The sequence below is a fragment of the Brevundimonas lutea genome (assembly GCF_003704105.1).
Taxonomy (GTDB): Bacteria; Pseudomonadota; Alphaproteobacteria; order Caulobacterales; family Caulobacteraceae; genus Brevundimonas; species Brevundimonas lutea.
Genome location: NZ_QUOQ01000002.1, coordinates 513458 through 532069, shown reverse-complemented (window position 1 = coordinate 532069; position 18612 = coordinate 513458). Strand labels below are relative to the sequence as shown.

The following is an 18612-nucleotide window of genomic DNA, read 5'->3' as shown; positions in this document are numbered from 1 at the left end:
CGGCCGTGACCGGCCCTGATTTAAAAGCGCGTCCGCCCCTGGTCCTGGCCTCGGCCAGCCCCCGGCGCATCGAACTCCTGGCCCAGATCGGCGTCCGTCCCGACGCCGTCGTCCCCGCCGATATCGACGAGACCCCCAGAAAGGGTGAGACCGCCCCGATTCTGGCCGCCCGGCTGGCGCGGTCCAAGGCCGAGGTGGTCGCGGCGCTGCAGCCCCATGCCCTGGTCCTCGCCGCCGACACCGTCGTGGCGGTGGGCCGCCGTTTCCTTGAGAAAGCCGCCGACGAGGCCGAGGCGACGCGTTTCCTGCGCCTGCTGTCCGGCCGCAATCACCGGGTGCTGACTGGTGTGGCGCTGGCCCGACCCGGCGGCGCGATCGCCGTCCGCGCGGTCGAGACCCGCGTGTCGTTCAAGACCCTGTCCGAGGCCGAGATCGCCGCCTATGTCGCCACCGGCGACTGGCGCGGCAAGGCCGGCGCCTACGCTATCCAGGGGCCGGCCGCCGCCTTCGTGCGCCGCATCGTCGGCAGTCACCCGGCGGTGATGGGCCTGCCGCTGTACGAGACCATGACCCTGCTGGTCGGCGCCGGCTGGACGCCGCCGCCCGCGCCATGAGCGCCATCGAGGTCTTCCTCGACGAAACGCCCGGCGAAACCCGCGCCGTCATCGCCCGCGACGGCCGCTGGGACCGGATTCTGATCGAGCGCGACGACGACCGGCCCGAGCATCGGCTGGGCGCGCGGCTGGTGGGTCGAGTGGCCGACCTTGTCCCCGGAGCCGGCGGCGCCTTTGTCGACCTGGGCGCGGGCGAGCCGTTTGGCTTCCTGGCCGTCGGCAAGGCGGCGGTCCTGGCACAGGGCCAGGCGGTCGAGGTCGAGGTCACCGCCGAACCGCGCGGCGATAAAGGGCCGACCTTGCGGCGGCTGGGCCCGGCCGAAGGCGATCCTCGCATCCTGGTCCCGGGGCCGTCGATCGCCGACCGGCTCGCCGTCCTCGCGCCTGACGTCCCGCCGGTCACGGGAGCCGAGGCGATCCGGGCCGTCTGGGAGGCCGAGGAGGAGGCGCTCGCTGCCGCCCAAGCCTTCCCCGAGCAAGGACTCGACCTCTCGGTGGAGCGGACGCGCGCCCTCATCGCCGTGGACATCGACCATACGGCGGCGCCCGGACGCGACGCGCGACGAGCGCGACGCGAGGCCAATCGACATGGCCTTGATCAAGGCGCGCGGCTGATCCGGCTCAAGGCTTGGGGCGGGCTGCTCGCCATCGACCTGATCGGCGTGGGTCACGACGGCGAGGAGATCGGCCGCTGGGCTCGCGCGGCCTTCGACGGGCCCGGCGTCGCCTTCGGCCCGGTCAACCGGTTCGGCGTCCTGCAACTGTCACTACCGTGGGGGTCGCGCCCGATCGAGGAGCGGCTGCTCGGCGCGGACGGACGGCGCCCCCTGACGACCCGGGCCATCGACCTGACACGCCGGCTGCGTCACGCCCTGCTGACCGACACCGCCTCGCCGCGCCTCCAGGCCCGATGCGCGCCGGAGGAGGCGGAGGCGGCCGCGCCTCTGGTCGCGCGTCTGGGGCCGCGCGCGGCTGTGACGGCCGATCCGACCGTGCGCCCGGGCAAGGCCGTGGTAGAAGCGCCGCGATGACCGACCGCCCCGCCCCGCTCTGCCCGATCTGCAACGACCGCCCCGCCGCGCCCGATTACCGGCCGTTCTGCTCGAAACGCTGCGCCGACATCGATCTGGGTCGCTGGTTCACGGGCCGCTACGCCGTGCCCGGTCCGCCCGCGACGGATGAGCCGGGCGAGGACTGACGGACCGGGCGAAAAACCCATGCCGCGCCCGCTGGACAGCCCAATCGGCCTCGCCTATAGACGCCGCTCCCCGCCGACGGCGGGCGCCGAATGGCCTTGGCCTGGATAGCTCAGTTGGTAGAGCAGCGGATTGAAAATCCGCGTGTCGGTGGTTCGAATCCGCCTCCAGGCACCACTCCCCTGCACACAGTTTGTTTCGCGCGACGGGTCGCCGCGCGTGGGTTCGGCCGCTGTTGTCGGAGCGAGCTAAGCCGTTCGGATTCAATGAACTGACGTTAATCCTCATGGCGCGAGCAAGGCCGGCGGAATCACCGGCGCGTCCCGGCGCGGCGAAAGACTTTGCCGATTTCCGCATCTTCCTTTCGCTTTTGCTTCTTCGGAAGCATGACACGTGCGTCACATAGTCGTCGCACGGTCGTGGGAGGTGAAAACGGGGTCAGCGCCCTTGACGCTCTGGTAACGGTTCGCCAAAGGGTTTCGACCGCTGCCATCGCGCTCGATGACCGACGGCCCGGAAGTTCGCTTCCGACCGGCGATCGCCACCTCGGCGACATCGAGCACGAGCCCAGCGTTTCGGCGACGGACCGCCGGTCCGGGCGTCGCTCGACGTTTTTTCACTCAAGGGAGCAGCCGCCTTGGCGGAGGTTCCTTCGGTCCCACGAGTCAGACCAAGCAGGAACTGGCGAATTATGCTCGATAGCAAAAAGACGAACCCCCTGATCGCCCTTGCCGGCTTTGCCGTGCTGATGGCGGCCTCGCCGGTCCTCGCTCAGGACGCGACCCCGGCTCCGGCCCCGGCGGAAGCCACGGCCACCACCCCCGCCGATCCGGCCGCGGTTGACGCCGCTGCTCCGGCGCCGGCCGCCCCGGTCGCCGCAGAGGATCCGGCAGCTGTCGGCGGCGAAAGCCACGGCAAACTGACCGTCGCCAGCATGTTCGCCGAGGCGGACCTGGTGGTTAAGATCGTTATGGCCGGCCTGCTCTTGGCCTCGGTCTTCTCCTGGACGCTCCTGGTCATCAAGCTGATCGAGTTCGGCAGCCTGAACCGCACCTCGGACAGGTTCCTGGAAGCCTTCCGCGGCGCCCGGTCGATCGACGACATCCACCGTGTCTCGACCTCGGAAGATTTCGAGGGCAACCCGCTGGCCGACATGGCCGCCGCGGCCACCGAGGAAGTCCGTCTGTCGCGACAGGCCGGTCTGTCCACCTCCGGCGACCACCGCGACTCGACGCTGCTGCGCGCCCAGACCGCGGTCTCGGCCGTTCAGTCCTCGATCGCCAAGCGCCTGTCGGGCGGACAGCAGTTCCTCGCCTCGGTCGGTTCGAACGCCCCCTTCATCGGTCTGTTCGGCACCGTCTACGGCATCATGAACTCGTTCATCGGCATCGCGAACACCAACACCACCAACCTGGCGGTCGTGGCTCCGGGTATCGCCGAGGCCCTGCTGGCCACCGGCATCGGTCTGTTCGCGGCCATCCCGGCGGTTATCTTCTATAACTACTTCAACACCCGTATCGCCGCCTACGGCGTTCGCTCCGACGGCTTCAACGCCGAACTGCTGAACGCCCTGTCGCGTCAGCTCGACAAGGGAGCGTAACCCAGATGGCCGCCAAGATCGGAGGCGGCGGCGGCGGCAAGTACGCCATCGAGCAGAACAGCGAGATCAACGTCACGCCGTTCGTGGATGTCATGCTCGTTCTTCTCATCATCTTCATGGTGGCGGCTCCGCTCGCCACCGTGAATGTGAAGATCGAACTGCCGCCCGCCGTCGCCCCGCCCGCCCAGAACCCGCCCAAGCCGATCTACATCTCCATCCAGAGCGATGGCGACGTGTTCATCGGCGACGGTCGGACCGACCCCTCGATCATGGGGGACGACCTCCGTCGCTTGATCGGCAACCGCAATCCCGACGACGAGCGCATCTTCATCCGCTCTGACCGAACGACCCGCTACGGGGACTTCATGCAGGTGATGAACGCGCTGCAGGACAACGGCTTCTACAGCGTGGCCCTCGTCGGCGAAGATCAGAGTTGAGGCCCGGTCGCATAGCATGACGGAAACACATCATCGCGACCCGATCCTGGATCCCCCGCGGCGCAAGAAAAAAGGTCTTTCGACCGGCGTCATCGTGGGGATCGCGATCTCGGTCTTCGTGCACGGCATCGCCGCCGTGTATCTCATCAACCAGCGGTTCAAGCTGAAGGAGTTCAATTACGTCGACGAGGCGGTGGACGTGGAGCTGATCGAGCCGATCCCGCCTCCGCCTCCCCCGCCGCCGCCTCCGCCTCCGCCGCCGCCCGACACGCCCCCGCCGCCCAAGCTGCAGGTCCGCGAGCCGGTCATCACGACGGAAGCTCCGCCGCCCCCGATCACCCTTCCGATCGAGGCGACGAAGAAGGAGAACCGCGTCGAGTACAAGGGTCCCCCGGTGATCGTCCCCGGACCGCCCCCGCCGCCGGCCCCGCCGGCGCCGCCGCGGCCCCCGGTGATCACCAACCCGAGCTGGGACCGTCGTCCGACCATCGAATTCCCCGAACGCGCTCTTTCGCGTGGCATCGAGGAGGGACGGGTCGTCGTGGAGTGCGTCGTCAACCCCAACGGATCGGTTTCGAACTGCTCGATCCTGTCGGAAACGCCTTCTGGCGCGGGATTTGGGCAAGCCGCTCTGTCTGGCGCCCGACGCGCCCGACTGTCGCCGCGATCCGTCGATGGTGTCGCGGTCGGCGGGCGGGTTCAATTCCCGCTCAGCTTCCGCGTCCAGTAAGACCGGCAATTCGACCATATGACGCCCCGGAGCTTCGGCTCCGGGGCGTTTTCTTTTGCGTGAGGGGGCGCATCCCGCAGGGCCGTCGGGGCGTTAAGCGACACCGTATCCGAACAGACCCGAGGTCATCGCCATGCCCCTCCGCCTCACCCGCGCCGCGCGCCGCCGCGCCCTCCCCGTCGCCACCGTCGCCGGAATGGTTGGCCTGATGGCCCTGGGCGCCTGCGCCTATAACGAGGCGCTGGGGCGCAATCAGCTGATCCTCGCCGACGACCAGGCGATCAGCGCCCAGTCGAACGCCGCGTGGACCGAGCTGCTGCGTACCGAGACCGTCTCGACCAACGCCGCCCAGAACCAGCGTGTCCGCACCGTCGGTCAGCGCGTCGTCCAGGCGGCGGGTATGGGTAATCGGACCTGGGAGTACGCCGTCTTCGTGGACGAGAGCCCCAACGCCTTCACCCTGCCGACCGGCCAGATCGGCGTGACCACGGGCATGCTCAGCCTGGTTCAGAACGACGACCAGCTGGCGGCCGTGATCGGCCACGAGATCGCCCACGTCGTCGCCCGCCATGCTCAGGAGCGCTATTCCCAGACCGCCGCCAGCTCGCTGGCGGTTCAGGCCGGGCAGGGCCTGGTCGGGTCGGACTACGCCCAGATCGCCGGCATGATCGGCAGCGCCGGCGCGCAGTTCGGCGTGCTGCTGCCGTTCTCGCGCAATCACGAGCTGGAGGCCGACCGTCTGGGCGTCGACTATCTGGCCGCCGCCGGATACCGCCCATCCGAGTCCATCGCCCTGTGGCAGCTGATGGGCCAGCAGCGCCAGAACTCGGTCCCTCAGTTCGCCTCGACCCACCCGTCGGACAGCACCCGGATCGAACAGCTGCGGGAGTACATCGCCAGCCGGGGCTGGAGCTGACGGTTCACGGCCAGACGCCGCTTGATCGCGACGGCGCGGCCCGCTAGAGACCGCTCCTTCGCGATGTCGCGCAGCCTTAGCTCAGATGGTTAGAGCGCCGGTTTGTGGAGCCGGAGGTCCTCGGTTCGATCCCGAGAGGCTGTACCATCCCTGAAACTCCACACATCCCCAAATGACCGACCCGGGATCGCCGGGGCGGTCTCGAGCGTTGTCATGGCCTCGCCCGTTCAAGAGGTGACCATGATGTCTCTGCGTCCGATCCGCCCCGCCCTCGCCGCCCTGCTCGCCGTCAGCCTCGCCGCCGGCGCGGTTCACGCCCAGCCACCTGCGGACGACCCGGTGGCCGACCTGCTGAGCGACGACGCCTCCCAACCAACCCGCGATGAGGACTGGAACCCGGCCTGGGACGAACCCGCGCGCCCTGCGGGCGACGAACCGACCGGTCAGGACACTTCGGCCATGCCCGACGCCCAGGAGCGCGCGCTGGGCTGGCAGAATTCCTCCGACGAGCCGCCGCCCACTCCGGCCGAGGATCCGGAAGTGTCGATCACCCAGCAGCTCAATCAGGGCGTGGCGGAGACCAACATGGCCGCCGACGCCACCGACTTCGAGGCGCGCGCCCGCTGGGAGGCCGAAACCGACGCCGTCAGCCAGGTCGGCCCGATGGAACAGACCGAATACCAGCGCGCGCTGGAGCAGCACGCCCGCACCGTCGCCGCCCAACAGGCCGAGTACGACGCCCGCATGGCCGCCTGGCGCGCCCAGGCCGACGCCTGTCGCAGCGGGGTCCGCGAGGCGTGCGTGACCTGGCACAGAGAGAGGTAGTGTCGCGGGGTTCTTGAGTCGTGAGTCTTGACCCGTGAGGAGCGCCGACACGCTGGCCGCTGGCAACCTTACCACCACTCACGAATCACGATGTCACGACTCACGCTATCCACGCAGAAACGCCGGCCCCTTTCGGAGCCGGCGTTTTAGGTTCCTGACGGATCAACCGCGGAAGAGCGACAGCAGGATCTGCGGCGCGCCGTTGGCGATGCCCAACGCCTGAACCCCCAGCTGCTGCTTCGTCTGCAGGGCCGTGAGCTTGGCGCTTTCCTTCGCCAGATCGGCGTCGACGAGATTGCCCACCCCCGCCTCGAGCGCATCCTGCAGCTTGCCCACGAACGTGGCGTGGGTCTGCAGGGCCTTGGACGTCGTGCCGATCCGCGCGAGCGCGGCGGAGACGTTGGCGATCGACTCATCGACGTCCGTAAGGGCGTCGCTGGCGTCGGTCATGGTGTCGATCGTCTGTGACGAGGTCACGCTGACGATCGAGCCGCTCAGGGCCATCACCTCGGCATCGACGGTGATGGTCGAGGTTCCGTCCGCATTGGCGAGGGCCGCGAAGCCGGTGGCGCTTTCGCCCAACAGGTTGACCCCGTTGAACTCGGCGTTCTCGACCACGCTGGCGATCTGGTCGCGCAGCGCCGCGAAGTCCTCGTTGAGGGCGTCCCTCGAGGAAGTGCTCAGGGTCTCGTCTGTCGCCGCGAGGGCCAACTCCTTCATCTGCAGCAGCAGGTCCGAAACGCTCTCGCCCGCCGCCATGGCTACATCCACCGCCGACACCCCGCGCGCCAGCGACTGGCTGACCGCATTGAGCGCCCCGATCTCGGCGCGCTGACCCTGGGCGATGGCCCAGATGGCGCCGTTATCCTTGGCGGACGCGACCTTCTTGCCGGTATTGATCCGGCTTTGAGTTGTCGCCAACTCGGCGTTGGTCGCGTTCAGGTTCTGGAGCGCGATCATCGCGCCCACATTGGTGTTCACCGAGCTCGACAGCATCGGATAGCCTTCCATTCTGGATGAGAAGCGGCCTTCTGGCCGCCCGGATCTTTTGATCCGCGCGCGACGTCGCAAACGCCGGGCCAACCAGAACACCGGCCAAGCCGCCGCAGCGCTTGAGGAATTGCCGTGCGCGAACGTTTCGCCCTGTGCCGGTCGGCAAGTTTTGACCGGCGGAGATATCACCGGAGCGCCATGGCGGCCGGGAGGTCTTGCCCCCCGCTCTCGAGCCGACCAGTGTGCCGGGCATGATCCGAACCGTCGCGCTCGCCGCCTCCGCCCTCGCCCTGTTCGCCGCCACACCGGCCCTTGCCCAGGTTCCCGATGTCGCCTCGGCCCTGGCCCGGCCGGTTCCACCGATCCCGGAGGCTCAGGACCGCGACTATCCCGGCGTGATCCAGCTGACCGTCGACGCCACCGATCTGGACCGCAAGGTTATGCGGGTGCGCCAGACCATCCCGGTGGCTCAGGCCGGGCCGATGGTGCTGCTCTATCCGAAATATCTCCCCGGCAATCACGCCGCGACGGGACCGATCCAGCTGGTGGCCGGGTTGCAGATCTCCGCCGGCGGACAGCGGCTGGAGTGGGTGCGCGATCCGATCGACCCCTACGCCTTTCACATCGAGGTTCCGGCGGGGGCGAGCCAGATCGACGTCGCCTTCGACTTCCTCAGCCAGCATGAGGGCTGGCGGGTGCTGATGACGCCGGAGATGGCCAACCTGCAGTTCGAAAAGCACATGCTGTATCCGGCCGGCTACGCCCATCGCCGGATCCAGGTGCAGCCGTCGGTGCGCCTGCCCGAAGGCTGGGGCTATGGCGTCGCGCTTGAGCCCGTATCGAGCCAAGACGAGCTGACGCAGTTCGCCCCGGTTTCGGTCGAGACCCTGGCCGACAGCCCGATGTTCGCCGGCGTCCACTATCGCCAGTACGACCTGGACCCGGGCGCCGACATCCCCGTGCGGCTGAACATCGTCGCGGACGAGGCCGGAGACATCCAGCCCAGCGAGGAACAGCTCGACACCCTGCGCAGTCTGGTGACCCAGGCCGACCGCCTTTTCGGGGCCCGCCCGTTTGACCGGTACGACTTCCTTCTGGGCCTGACAGACACTCTTGGCGGCATCGGGCTGGAGCACCATCGGTCCAGCGAGAACACCGTGGTTCCGGGCTTCTTCGAGGACTGGCCCGTCAACTACGGCGACCGCGAGCTGCTGCCGCACGAATATGTCCACGCCTGGAACGGCAAGCGCCAGCGGCCGGCCGACCAGCTGACCGCCAACCTCAACATCCCGGTCAGGAACAGCCTGCTGTGGGTCTATGAGGGCCAGACGCAGTACTGGGGTTCGGTGCTGGCGGCGCGTTCCGGACTGGTCTCGCCGGAGGAGGCGCGGATCAACCTCGCCAATATCGCGGCCTTTTACGAGAACCAGGCAGGGCGCGAGTGGCGGGCCCTGCAGGACACCACCAACCAGAATCTGCTGGGCTATCGCTCATCGACCCCGTGGCCGTCGTGGTCGCGAGGGACCGGCGACTACTATCGGGAATCCCTGCTGGTCTGGCTGGACGCCGACACCCTGATCCGCGAGGAGACGCGCGGCCGTCGGTCGCTGGACGACTTCGCGCGCGGCTTCTTCGGCGGCGACAATGGGTCGTGGACGCCCCGGCCCTACACCTTCGAGGATCTGGTGGCGGCCCTGAACACCGTGCATCCGCACGATTGGGCGACGTTCCTGAGGTCGCGGCTGGATGCGGTCGGCCCCGAGGCCGAGGCGCCGCTGGACGGGCTGGAGCGGGGCGGCTGGCGGCTGATCTATGTCGAGGAACCGAATGCCGCGGAGAAGAAGCTGAACACCAGCTGGCAGCGCGACTTCCAGTATTCGCTGGGCTTCACCCTGAGCTCAAGCAACCGCATCGGCGGGGTTCGCTGGAACAGCCCGGCCTTCGAGGCGGGGCTGGTCAACACCTGGGAGCTGGTGGCCGTCAACGACGTGGCCACCACGCCCGAGCGGCTGCGCGAGGCGGTCACGGCGGCCAAGGGCGGCGGTCCGATCCGCCTGCTGGTCAAGGACGGCGACCGCTTCCGCACGGTGGACCTGGCCTACACGGGCGGCCTGCGCCACCCGCGCCTGGAGCGCATCGACGGCGCGCCGGATCGCCTGACCCCGATCTATGAGGCGCGACGGCGGTAGGGCAGCCCTAGCCCACCGCCCGGATGATGCCGAGGAAGTCCTGGGCCTTCAGCGAGGCGCCGCCGACCAGGGCGCCGCCGACCTCGGCGGTCGACAGGATGTCGCGGGCGTTGTCCGGCTTGACCGAGCCGCCGTAGAGGATGGGCGCGCGCCCCCCGGCCTCGCCGTGTGTCTCGCGCAGGATGGTGCGGATTTCTCCATGAATTTCCGCGATCTGCTCAAGCGTCGGGGTGTGGCCGGTGCCGATCGCCCAGACCGGCTCATAGGCCACCGCGAACGGCCGACCGGACAGCGATTTGGGTAGTGACTGGCGCACCTGACGGCCGACCACCTCCAGCGCCTGTCCGGCCTCGCGCTCTTCCAAAGTCTCGCCGACGCAGACGATCGGCTCCAGTCCGGCCCGCACCGCGGCCTCGACCTTGCGGCAGATCAGGGCGTCGTCCTCGCGGAAACCGGCGCGGCGTTCGGAATGGCCGACGATGACCAGGCTGGCGCCCGCGTCGGCCATCATCTCGGCCGATACGCAGCCCGTATAGGCGCCGGCCGCCTCCGCGCGGCAGTCCTGGCCGCCAACCTCGACCGGAGAATCCTCCAGCGTAGTGGCCAGCCGGTGGACCAGGGTGGCCGGCGGACAGATGGCCACCCGGGCGCGACTGGGCGTCTGGGCCAGCTCCGAGGCCAGCACGCGCGCCTCGTTCAGCGCGGCCGAGCCGCCGTTCATCTTCCAGTTCCCGACGATCATCTTGCGCACGCTGCTCATATCGCCCTCGTATAGGGCCAAGCTCACCCCGCCAAGGACGGCGTTCGGTCGCGGCATCACACTGGCGCGAGCGCTTGCCGCCCCCGCCCCTGCTCCCCTATACGGCCCTGCCGGCGCCGCGTGCGCGCCGCGCCCACGGGACCCGCCTCGATCATGATCTCCAGCCTTCGCAAACACACCAAGTCCTGGCTCTTCATGCTGATCCTGGGCGCTATCGCGATCAGTTTCGTGATCGTCGGCAATACGGACTTTCTCGGCGGGCCGAGCGCTGGGCCGGTGGTCAAGGCGGGCAGCCGCGAGATCACGGCCCAGCGCTTCGTCACCGACTGGAACCGCATCCGCGATCTGCAGCAGGAACGCGCAGGCCAGGCGCTGACCACCGAGGAAATGGTTGCTCAAGGCGCCCTGCCCTTGGTGTTGGACCAGATGGTGCGCGAGGAGGGCTTCGCGGCCTGGGCCTGGAAGGCTGGGCTGCGCGCCGGCGAGGGGCTGGTGATCGACGCCATCCGCGAGTTGCCGGCCTTCTTCAACCAGATCACCGGCCAGTTCGACGAGGAAACCTACGCCAGCGCCCTGGCCCAGCAGAACTTCACGCCGCAGGACTTCGAGCGCGGGCTGCGCGACCAATTCGCCCTGCAGCATTTCGGCTCGGCGATCACCGGCGCCCTGCGCGCGCCGCGCGTCTATAGCGCCGTTCTGGCCAACCACGCCCTGCAGAGCCGCGACGCCCGCTGGTTCTTCGTCACCCAGGCCATGGCCGGAACCGCCGGCCAGCCCACCGACGAACAGCTGAACGCCTTTATCCAGGAAAACGCCGACCAACTGCGCCGGCCGGAATTCCGCGCCGTGTCGCTGATCCTGTTCAACGACGCCCCGGGCGCCGCCGCGCCCGCCCCGACCGAGGCCGAGATCCAGGAGCGCTACGAGTTCCGTCGCGACGCCCTGAGCCAACCGGAAACGCGCAGCTTCACCACCCTCAGCGTCGCCGACCAGGCGGCCGCCGGGCGCATCGCCCAGGCCCTGCGCGCCGGTCAGGCCGTGTCGCAGGTCGCCGAGGCCAACAATGTCGAGCCGGTCACCTATGCGGACCGCGCCCAGGCCAGCGTCAGCGACACCGCCGTGGCCGCGGCCGCTTTCGGCCTTCAAGCCAATGGGGTCAGCGATCCCGTGCGCGGCAATGCCGGCTGGACCGTTATCCGTCTGCAGGCGATCACCCCCGGTCAGGACGCCACCCTCGACGCGGTGCGTGGCGAGATCATCGCCGAACTGCAGGAAGAAGCCGCGCGTGGCCGCACCTATGAGCGGGTCGAGGCCTATGAGGCGGCCCGCAATTCGGGCGCCGAGGTGGACGCCGCCGTCCAGCAGGCCGGCGGACGCGTCGTCAACCTGCCGCCCTTCACCGCCGAAGGTCAGCTGCCCGACGGCCAGCCCCTGAACGGGCCCGAGCAACTGGTCTCGACGGCCTATTCCCTGCCGGAAGGCGGCGCCAGCGACGTCATCGACGCCGGTCAGGGCCAGTATTTCGTGGTCCGCCTTGTCGGCATCGAACCGGCCGCCCTGCCGTCGCTCGCGGATGTGCGCGAGCCTCTGACCGCTCAGTGGATCGCCCGCGAAAATCAGCGTCGCCTGTCCGCCACGGCCGATCGCCTGGCCGCTCGGGCGCGCGGCGACGAGTCGATCGAGGCGGTGGCCGCCTCAGTCAACGCCCCGGTCGTCGTGCGCACCGGTATTCGCCAGGATCAGGCGGCGGTCGAGGCCGACGGCCAGGGCGTGATCCGCGCCGTGTTCGGTCAGGGTCGCGGCCAGGTCTTTTCCGCCCCCGCGGAGCAAGGCTTCGTCATCGGTCGCGTCGACGCGGTCAACGCCCCGGCCGCCGCCGAGACGGGCCAGGCCGCCGCCCGGGTGCTGCCGCAGTTGACCCAACAGCTGGCCCAGGACATGGGCCCGGCCGCGCTCAACGGGGCCGCCGGTCTGGTCAAGGCGCGGGCCTGGCCCGAGCGCGCCCGCGCGGCCCTGGGCCTGCCGGCCGAGACGGCGCCGGCGACGAAGTGACCGACGGGGCCTTTTCGGCCTTCGCCGACGCCTGGGACGCGGGTCACGCCCAGGCGGTCAGCCGGCGTCTGGTCGATGACATCGAGACGCCGGTCTCGGCCTATCTGAAGGTGCGACAGGCCAGGGGCGGGACCGCGCCCCACGCCTTCCTGCTGGAGTCGGTCGAGGGCGGCGAGCGCAACGGCCGCTATTCGATCCTGACCCTGGAGCCCGATCTTGTGTGGCGCGCGCGAGGCGATCGGGCCGAGATCGCGCGGGGCTCCGAGGCTGTGGCCGACGGTCGGTTCGACGCCCAGGATGCACCAACGCTCGCCTCTCTGCGCGCACTGATCGCCGAAAGCCGGATGCAGCTGCCGGACGACCTGCCGCCGATGGCCGCCGGTCTGTTCGGTGTGTTCGGCTATGACATGGTCCGGCTGCTGGAGCCTCTGGGCCCCGCCAATCCCGACCCGCTGGACCTGCCCGACGCGGTCCTGACCCGGCCCTCGATCGTGGCCGTGTTCGATTCGGTGCGGCACGAGATCGTGGTCGTCACCCCGGCCCGGCCGGACGGTCGCCCCGCCGCCGAGGCCTGGGCCGAGGCGCAGGGTCGACTGGACGCCTTCGAGAGCATCCTGCGCCAGCCGCTGGTCCGGCCCGAACCGCAAGTGGCGAGCGCCGGAGCCGACTTCATCTCCCCCGTCGACGAGACCGGGTTCGCCACCCTGGTGGCCCGGGCCAAGGACTACATCGCCGCCGGCGACATCTTCCAAGTGGTGCTCAGCCACCGCTTCTCGGCCAATCACGACGGCGATCCCTTCGCCTTCTATCGGGCGCTGCGCCGCCAAAACCCCTCGCCCTATCTGTTCTTCCTCGACCTCGGCGACTTTCAGCTGGCCGGGTCCAGCCCCGAAATTCTGGTCAGGCTCAAGGACGGGCGGGTCACCATTCGCCCCCTGGCCGGCACCCGCCGACGGGGGGCCGACGCCGCCGAGGACGCCGAACTGGAGGCGGAACTGCTGGCCGATCCCAAGGAGCGGGCCGAACACCTGATGTTGCTCGATCTGGGCCGCAACGACGTCGGCCGGGTCTCGGCGCCCGGGACGGTCGAGGTCACCGAAAGCTTTGCCGTCGAGCGCTACAGCCAGGTGATGCACATCGTCTCGAACGTCACCGGCCAGGCCGATCCGAAACTCGACGCGGTTGATGCCCTGCTGGCGGCCCTGCCCGCCGGCACCCTGTCGGGCGCGCCCAAGGTCAGGGCCATGGAGATCATCGACGAACTGGAGACCGTCAAGCGCGGCGTCGGTTACGGCGGCGGGGTCGGCTACATCTCCGCCTCGGGCGAGGCGGATATCTGCATCGTGCTGAGGACCGCCCTGTTCACGCCCGGTCAGGCGCACATCCAGGCCGGCGCCGGCGTGGTCGTCGACAGCGATCCCCTGGCCGAATATCTCGAGACCCGCGCCAAGGCCGGCGCCCCCATGGCGGCGGCGCGGGAGGCGTGGCGGTTCGGCTGATCGGAGCAAGCGCGGCTTTTGCCCTTGTGATCCCCCGCCAACCCGGCCCAAATCCCCGCGATGACGATCAGCTTCTCCGCCGCCGCGCGCTCTCTCAGTCTTCGGGTGCTGGTCGCCCTGGCCCTGGGCCTCGGCCTGGGGGGGCTGCTGGCCTCGACCACGACCGTGCCCGACGCGGTGGTGGAGGCGGTGCGGGCCGTGGGCGGCCTGTGGCTCAGCGCCCTGCAGATGACCGTGGCGCCCCTGGTGTTCTCGGCTCTGGTCACCGGCATCGCCGCGGCCTCGGACGCCGCCGCCACCGGCCGGCTGGCGGCGCGGGCGGTGGCGCTGTTCATCGGCCTGGTCGCCCTGGTCGCGGCCCTGACCCTGGTCGCCATTCCAGCCATCCTGGCCGTCTGGCCGGTCAATGAGGCCGGGGTCGCCGCCCTGATGGCCGGCGCCGGCGGCGCGGGCGAGGCGCCGACCGCGCCCGAGGGCGGCTTCGCGGCCTGGCTGTCCTCCCTGGCGCCCGGCAATCCGATCCGCGCGGCGGCCGAGGACGCCATGCTGCCGCTGGTGGTGTTCGGGGTCTTCTTCGGCTTTGCGGTGACCCGCCTGCCTGCTGAGCAGAAGCGCAGCCTGGTCGGTCTGTTCGAGGCCCTGACGGCGGCGATGATCACCATCGTGCGCTGGGTGCTGCTGGCCGCGCCGATCGGTGTCTTCGCCCTGGCCTTCGTGCTGGCGCTGAGGGGCGGGATCGCCTCGGCGGGACCGCTGCTCCACTACATCGTCCTGGCCGTGGGCGCCTGCCTGGCCACCCTGGTCATCAGCTATCCGCTGGCGGTCGGCGTCGGCCGCGCCGGCCTGGCTCGCTTCGCCCGCGCCTGCGCGCCGGTGCAGGCCGTGGCCTTCTCCACCCAGTCGTCCCTGGCCTGCCTGCCGGTGATGCTGGAGCGGGCCCGCGACGACCTGGGCATCTCCGAGCGCACCGCCGGGGTGGTCCTGCCCATGGCGGTGGCCATCTTTCGCATCACCAGCCCGGCGGCCAACCTGACCGTGGCGCTGTTCATCGCCCATGTCAGCGGCATCCAGCCCGGCTTCGGCGCGCTGGTCGCCGCCGGCCTGGTGTCCATCGCCGTGTCCATCGCCACGGTCGGCCTGCCCGGCCAGGCCTCCTTCTTCGCCAGCCTGGCGCCGATCTGCCTGGCGCTGGGCGTGCCGATGGAGCTGCTGCCCCTGCTGCTGGCGGTCGAGGTCATTCCCGACATCTTCCGCACGGTCGGCAATGTCACCGCCGACATGGCCGTGACCTCGGCCCTGGCGCGCGGCGAGGCCGATGAGCCCGTATCCGCCGAAATCGCAGCCGTCTGATGCGCTGGCCGTGGTCCGAACGACGCGGCTGGTCCTGGTCCGCCTTCACCGAGCTGGCGGCGCGGTTCGGCTATGGCGCGCGCGGCTTCGTCTATCTGTCGATCGGGGCCCTGACCCTGTTCGCGGCGATGGACCAGATCCCCGACGCCGGCTCCTCGACCGAGGTCTTTCAATGGCTGGCCGATCAGCCCTTCGCCCGCGTTTGGCTGCTGATTCTGGGCGGCGGCCTGTGGGCCTTCGTCGGCTGGCGGGTGCTTCAGTCGGTGTTCGACGCCGACCACGAGGGAACCTCGCTCAAGGCCTGGGGCCTGCGCGCCGGCCAGGCGATGAGCGGCGTCTTCTACGGCGTGCTGGCCGCCACGGTGTTCGAGCTGGTCGACGAGAGCGAGCCGGGCGAGATCGAGGGCGCCGACGCCGACCAGCAGGCCGCCACGGTGCTGGGTCTGCCGTTCGGCGAGTGGCTGCTGCTCGGCGTCGGCCTGGGCATTTTGGCCATGGGCGTCGGCAATATCATCAAGGGCGCGAAAGGCGACTTCGCCGGCTCGCTGGCCTGCGACGCCGACACCTGCCGCAAGGTCACGCCCATCGCCCGCGCCGGCTATATCGCGCGCGGGGCCGCCTATCTGCCTCTGGCCCTGTTCGTCATCCTGGCCGGCATCCGCGCCCAGGCGTCCGAGGCGCGCGACTTCTCGGCCTCGCTGGAGGCGCTGGAGGCCCAACCCTTCGGCTCGTGGATCCTGGCGATCACGGGGGTGGGCCTGATGGCCTTCGGCGCCTTCGCCTTCGTTGAGGCCCGCTGGCGGCGCATCCGTCCGCCCAGGGATCTCAAGCCCGGCTGACGGAACCGGCGTTTCGGCGACGGGTTCGATCACCGTTCCCGGAGATCGCCCATGCGCCCCCTGTTGCCCGCCCTCGCCGCCCTGGCCCTGACCGCCGCCTGCGCCTCGACCGTGCCGCCGGATCAGGTGCGCGCGCCCCAGCCGCTGAAGCCTGTCGACGCCGAGCGCTTCTATGCCGGCCGCTGGCTGGAAATCGCCCGGCCGCCGGCCTGGTACACCGATGGCTGCGTCGCCGGAGCCAGCAACTTCGCGCTGGAGAGCCCGACCGAGGTCGCCGTCCGCGACACCTGCCAGGTCGGCTCTCCGACGGGTCGAGAGCGGGCCATCTCGGGCGACGGCGAGATCCTCGATCCCGGGACCAACGCCAAGATGCGGGTGCGCTATCCGTTCTTTCAGACCTGGGAATACTGGGTGCTGGATCGGGCCGACGACTACAGCTGGTACATCTCGGCCAGCCCCCGCTTCGACAAGCTGTTCATCTTCACCCGCGAGGTTCCCGACGCGGCGATGATCCAGCGGCTGACCGCCCGCGCCGCCGAGCTGGGTTACGACACCTCGACGCTGGAGTTCCCCCAGCTGTCGGAACGCTGAGATGCGCGCCCCGCGCCGGTGGCCGGGCGTCGCGGGCGCCGTCGCGGCCCTGACGCTGGCGGCGTGCGGCGGCGGAAGGGCCTTGCCTGAAAGCGCCGGCTACGGCCCGAACCCCACCCTTCCCGCGCCCTCGAGCCGCCTGTTGCCGACGGTCAAGATCGCCCCGGCCGTCGGCTGGGCCTCGGGCCAGACGCCCACGGCGGCTCCCGGCTTCGCTGTGAACGCCTTCGCCCAGGGACTGGCGCATCCGCGCTGGCTGTACGTTTTGCCCAATGGCGACGTGCTGGTCGCCGAATCCGACGCCCCGCCCAAGCCTGAGGACAAGCAGGGGGGCTTGCGTGGCTGGATTCAGGGCCTGGTGATGCGACAGGCGGGCTCCCAGACCCCCTCGGCGGACCGCATCACCCGGCTGCGCGACGCGGACGGCGACGGCTTGGCCGAGACCCGGTCGGTGCTGCTGTCGGGCCTGACCTCACCCTTCGGCATGGCCCTGATCGGTGACCAGCTCTATGTCGCCAACGCTGACGCCCTGATGCGCTTTGCCTATGTCGAGGGCCAGACGACGATCACCGCCCCGGGCGTCAAGGTGGCGGACCTGCCGGCCGGCCGCAATCACCACTGGACCAAGAGCCTGGTCGCCGCGCCGGATGGCTCGCGCCTCTATGTCGGGGTCGGATCCAACTCCAACATCGGCGAGAACGGACTGGACGAGGAAACGAACCGCGCCGCCATCCTTGAGATCGACCCGGCCACGGGGGCCAGTCGCGTCTTCGCCTCTGGCCTGCGCAATCCGGTCGGTCTGGACTGGAACCCGGCCACCGGCCAGCTGTGGGTGGCGGTCAACGAGCGTGACGAGCTGGGGAATGACCTCGTACCCGACTACATGACCTCGGTCAGACCGGGCGGTTTCTACGGCTGGCCGTGGAGCTATTACGGTGGGGTCGTGGACGAGCGCGTCCAGCCGGCTCGGCCCGACAGGGTCGCGATGGCGATCAAGCCCGACTATGCCCTGGGCGCCCACACCGCCTCCCTGGGCTTGACCTTCTACGACGGCGAGGCCTTCCCGCCGCGATATCGCGGCGGCGCCTTCATCGGCCAGCACGGGTCGTGGAACCGCAATCCTCCCGCCGGCTATCGCGTGATCTTCGTGCACTTCGCGGACGGTGCGCCCCAAGGCCTGCCCGAGGACATCCTGACCGGCTTCCGCAACCCCGAAGGGGAGGCCATGGGCCGCCCAGTGGGAGTTATCGTCGACGGTCGCGGCGCGCTGCTGGTCGCCGACGACGTGGGCGACACGGTCTGGCGGGTGGTCCCGGCCGCCTGAGCCCGGCCCACGAAAGAGGGCCCCGGCGAACCGGGGCCCTCGTCTCGACCTCCATCGCCGATCAGCTCAGCGGTTCGACCACGATGCGCGGCGCGGGCGTCGCGGTCTGGCTTTCAACCGCGGGCGCGGCGTTGAGCGAGGACGTCGCGCTGGCTTCGCCGCCTTCGCCATCGGCGGCGACCACAGCGTCATAGGCCAGCGGACCCGTCAGTTCGGCTTCGGCGACCGGCGCGGCGTCCGGCTCCGCAGCGACAGCGGGAGCGGCGGCCTCAACGCGACGGACGGGGACGGCGCGCTCGACCGGCGCCGAGGCGCGCGCCACAGGGGCGGGTGCGGCGGCGGGCTGGACCGGAGCCAGCGGCTGGGCCTCGACAAGCGGCGCGGCCGGAGCCGGCGGCGCGGCCACGGGCGTGGCCTCGACGGCCGGGGTCGCCGCGACGGGAGCCTCGGCTTCACCCCCTGACATAAGGGCGAAGGCGCCGACGGCGGCCACGGCCAGGGCGGCCGGAGCGGCGATCAGGGCGATCTTCATGCCCTTGCCGCCCATGGCGCCGCCCTTGGCGCGGCGGGTCTTGCGGCTGCGTGCATAGACGGGGGTGTAGGGCTCATCGCGAACTTCGTCGCGGGCGGTCAGGTTGTCGTAAGCACGATCGGTATAGGTCATGGTCATGATCAGCTCTCCTCCAGTCGTTGGGAA

The 18612-nt window shown here is 70.1% G+C and carries 18 protein-coding genes and 2 tRNA genes; 17 read left to right on the top strand and 3 right to left on the bottom strand.

What is annotated here, in order from left to right:
• Positions 1 to 5 precede the first annotated feature (5 nt).
• From EES48_RS02745 to EES48_RS02700, 10 genes are all read left to right on the top strand, one after another.
• A complete protein-coding gene (locus tag EES48_RS02745; protein ID WP_122464828.1) occupies positions 6 to 614 on the top strand; it encodes a Maf family protein in 609 nt (202 codons plus the stop codon).
• Entirely contained in the window at positions 611 to 1645 is a 1035-nt protein-coding gene (locus tag EES48_RS02740; protein WP_122464827.1) for an RNA-binding protein, read from the top strand. The genes EES48_RS02745 and EES48_RS02740 overlap by 4 nt, the downstream gene beginning before the upstream one ends.
• Positions 1642 to 1812 (top strand): DNA gyrase inhibitor YacG, encoded by a 171-nt coding sequence (locus EES48_RS02735; RefSeq protein WP_122464826.1) that lies wholly within the window; start codon positions 1642 to 1644, stop codon positions 1810 to 1812. The genes EES48_RS02740 and EES48_RS02735 overlap by 4 nt, the downstream gene beginning before the upstream one ends.
• Positions 1813 to 1911: 99 nt before the next feature.
• A tRNA-Phe gene (locus tag EES48_RS02730) sits at positions 1912 to 1987 on the top strand.
• A 514-nt stretch (positions 1988 to 2501) separates the two neighbouring features.
• A complete protein-coding gene (locus tag EES48_RS02725; protein WP_122464825.1) occupies positions 2502 to 3410 on the top strand; it encodes a MotA/TolQ/ExbB proton channel family protein in 909 nt (302 codons plus the stop codon).
• A gap of 5 nt (positions 3411 to 3415) precedes the next feature.
• Positions 3416 to 3847: a biopolymer transporter ExbD gene (locus tag EES48_RS02720; protein ID WP_122464824.1), complete on the top strand. Its 432-nt coding sequence runs from the start codon at positions 3416 to 3418 to the stop codon at positions 3845 to 3847.
• 16 nt (positions 3848 to 3863) lie between these two features.
• Positions 3864 to 4577, top strand: coding sequence for an energy transducer TonB (locus tag EES48_RS02715; RefSeq protein ID WP_122464823.1), 714 nt, complete (start codon positions 3864 to 3866; stop codon positions 4575 to 4577).
• A 133-nt stretch (positions 4578 to 4710) separates the two neighbouring features.
• Positions 4711 to 5493, top strand: coding sequence for a M48 family metallopeptidase (locus EES48_RS02710; protein WP_240623188.1), 783 nt, complete (start codon positions 4711 to 4713; stop codon positions 5491 to 5493).
• 70 nt (positions 5494 to 5563) lie between these two features.
• Positions 5564 to 5640: transfer RNA gene (locus tag EES48_RS02705), tRNA-His, on the top strand.
• 93 nt (positions 5641 to 5733) lie between these two features.
• Entirely contained in the window at positions 5734 to 6318 is a 585-nt protein-coding gene (locus tag EES48_RS02700; RefSeq protein ID WP_162997967.1) for a hypothetical protein, read from the top strand.
• A gap of 162 nt (positions 6319 to 6480) precedes the next feature.
• On the opposite strand, the gene EES48_RS02695 is transcribed toward EES48_RS02700, so the two are convergent.
• Positions 6481 to 7314 (bottom strand): flagellin, encoded by an 834-nt coding sequence (locus tag EES48_RS02695; protein ID WP_122465105.1) that lies wholly within the window; start codon positions 7312 to 7314, stop codon positions 6481 to 6483.
• A gap of 248 nt (positions 7315 to 7562) precedes the next feature.
• Between EES48_RS02695 and EES48_RS02690 the strand changes: the two genes are divergently transcribed.
• The gene (locus tag EES48_RS02690; protein ID WP_122464821.1) at positions 7563 to 9500 is read left to right on the top strand and encodes a M61 family metallopeptidase; all 1938 of its coding nucleotides are present in this window, start codon (positions 7563 to 7565) and stop codon (positions 9498 to 9500) included.
• Positions 9501 to 9507: 7 nt separating this feature from the next.
• Here EES48_RS02690 and tpiA read toward each other — a convergent pair whose 3' ends face one another.
• Positions 9508 to 10260, bottom strand: a complete 753-nt coding sequence (gene tpiA / locus EES48_RS02685; RefSeq protein WP_122464820.1) for a triose-phosphate isomerase — start codon at positions 10258 to 10260, stop codon at positions 9508 to 9510.
• A gap of 153 nt (positions 10261 to 10413) precedes the next feature.
• Here tpiA and EES48_RS02680 point away from each other — a divergent pair, with 153 nt between their 5' ends.
• Genes EES48_RS02680 through EES48_RS02655 form a run of 6 tightly spaced genes read left to right on the top strand, consistent with a single transcriptional unit; the run spans position 10414 to position 17915 of the window.
• Positions 10414 to 12312 (top strand): peptidyl-prolyl cis-trans isomerase, encoded by a 1899-nt coding sequence (locus tag EES48_RS02680; protein ID WP_122464819.1) that lies wholly within the window; start codon positions 10414 to 10416, stop codon positions 12310 to 12312.
• Complete coding sequence (gene trpE, locus EES48_RS02675; RefSeq protein ID WP_122464818.1) at positions 12309 to 13811, top strand: anthranilate synthase component I; 1503 nt, start codon at positions 12309 to 12311, stop codon at positions 13809 to 13811. The genes EES48_RS02680 and trpE overlap by 4 nt, the downstream gene beginning before the upstream one ends.
• Before the next feature lie 60 nt (positions 13812 to 13871).
• Positions 13872 to 15161 carry a dicarboxylate/amino acid:cation symporter gene (locus EES48_RS02670; protein ID WP_122464817.1) on the top strand — a complete coding sequence of 430 codons (1290 nt, stop codon included), beginning with the start codon at positions 13872 to 13874 and terminating at the stop codon, positions 15159 to 15161.
• Entirely contained in the window at positions 15161 to 16000 is an 840-nt protein-coding gene (locus EES48_RS02665) for a DUF1206 domain-containing protein (protein WP_122464816.1), read from the top strand. Before EES48_RS02670 ends, EES48_RS02665 begins: the two co-directional genes overlap by 1 nt.
• A 51-nt stretch (positions 16001 to 16051) precedes the next feature.
• Complete coding sequence (locus tag EES48_RS02660; RefSeq protein ID WP_122464815.1) at positions 16052 to 16591, top strand: lipocalin family protein; 540 nt, start codon at positions 16052 to 16054, stop codon at positions 16589 to 16591.
• Position 16592: 1 nt separating this feature from the next.
• Positions 16593 to 17915: a PQQ-dependent sugar dehydrogenase gene (locus tag EES48_RS02655; RefSeq protein WP_122464814.1), complete on the top strand. Its 1323-nt coding sequence runs from the start codon at positions 16593 to 16595 to the stop codon at positions 17913 to 17915.
• A gap of 61 nt (positions 17916 to 17976) precedes the next feature.
• On the opposite strand, the gene EES48_RS02650 is transcribed toward EES48_RS02655, so the two are convergent.
• Positions 17977 to 18585, bottom strand: coding sequence for a hypothetical protein (locus EES48_RS02650; RefSeq protein WP_122464813.1), 609 nt, complete (start codon positions 18583 to 18585; stop codon positions 17977 to 17979).
• Positions 18586 to 18612: the final 27 nt, after the last annotated feature.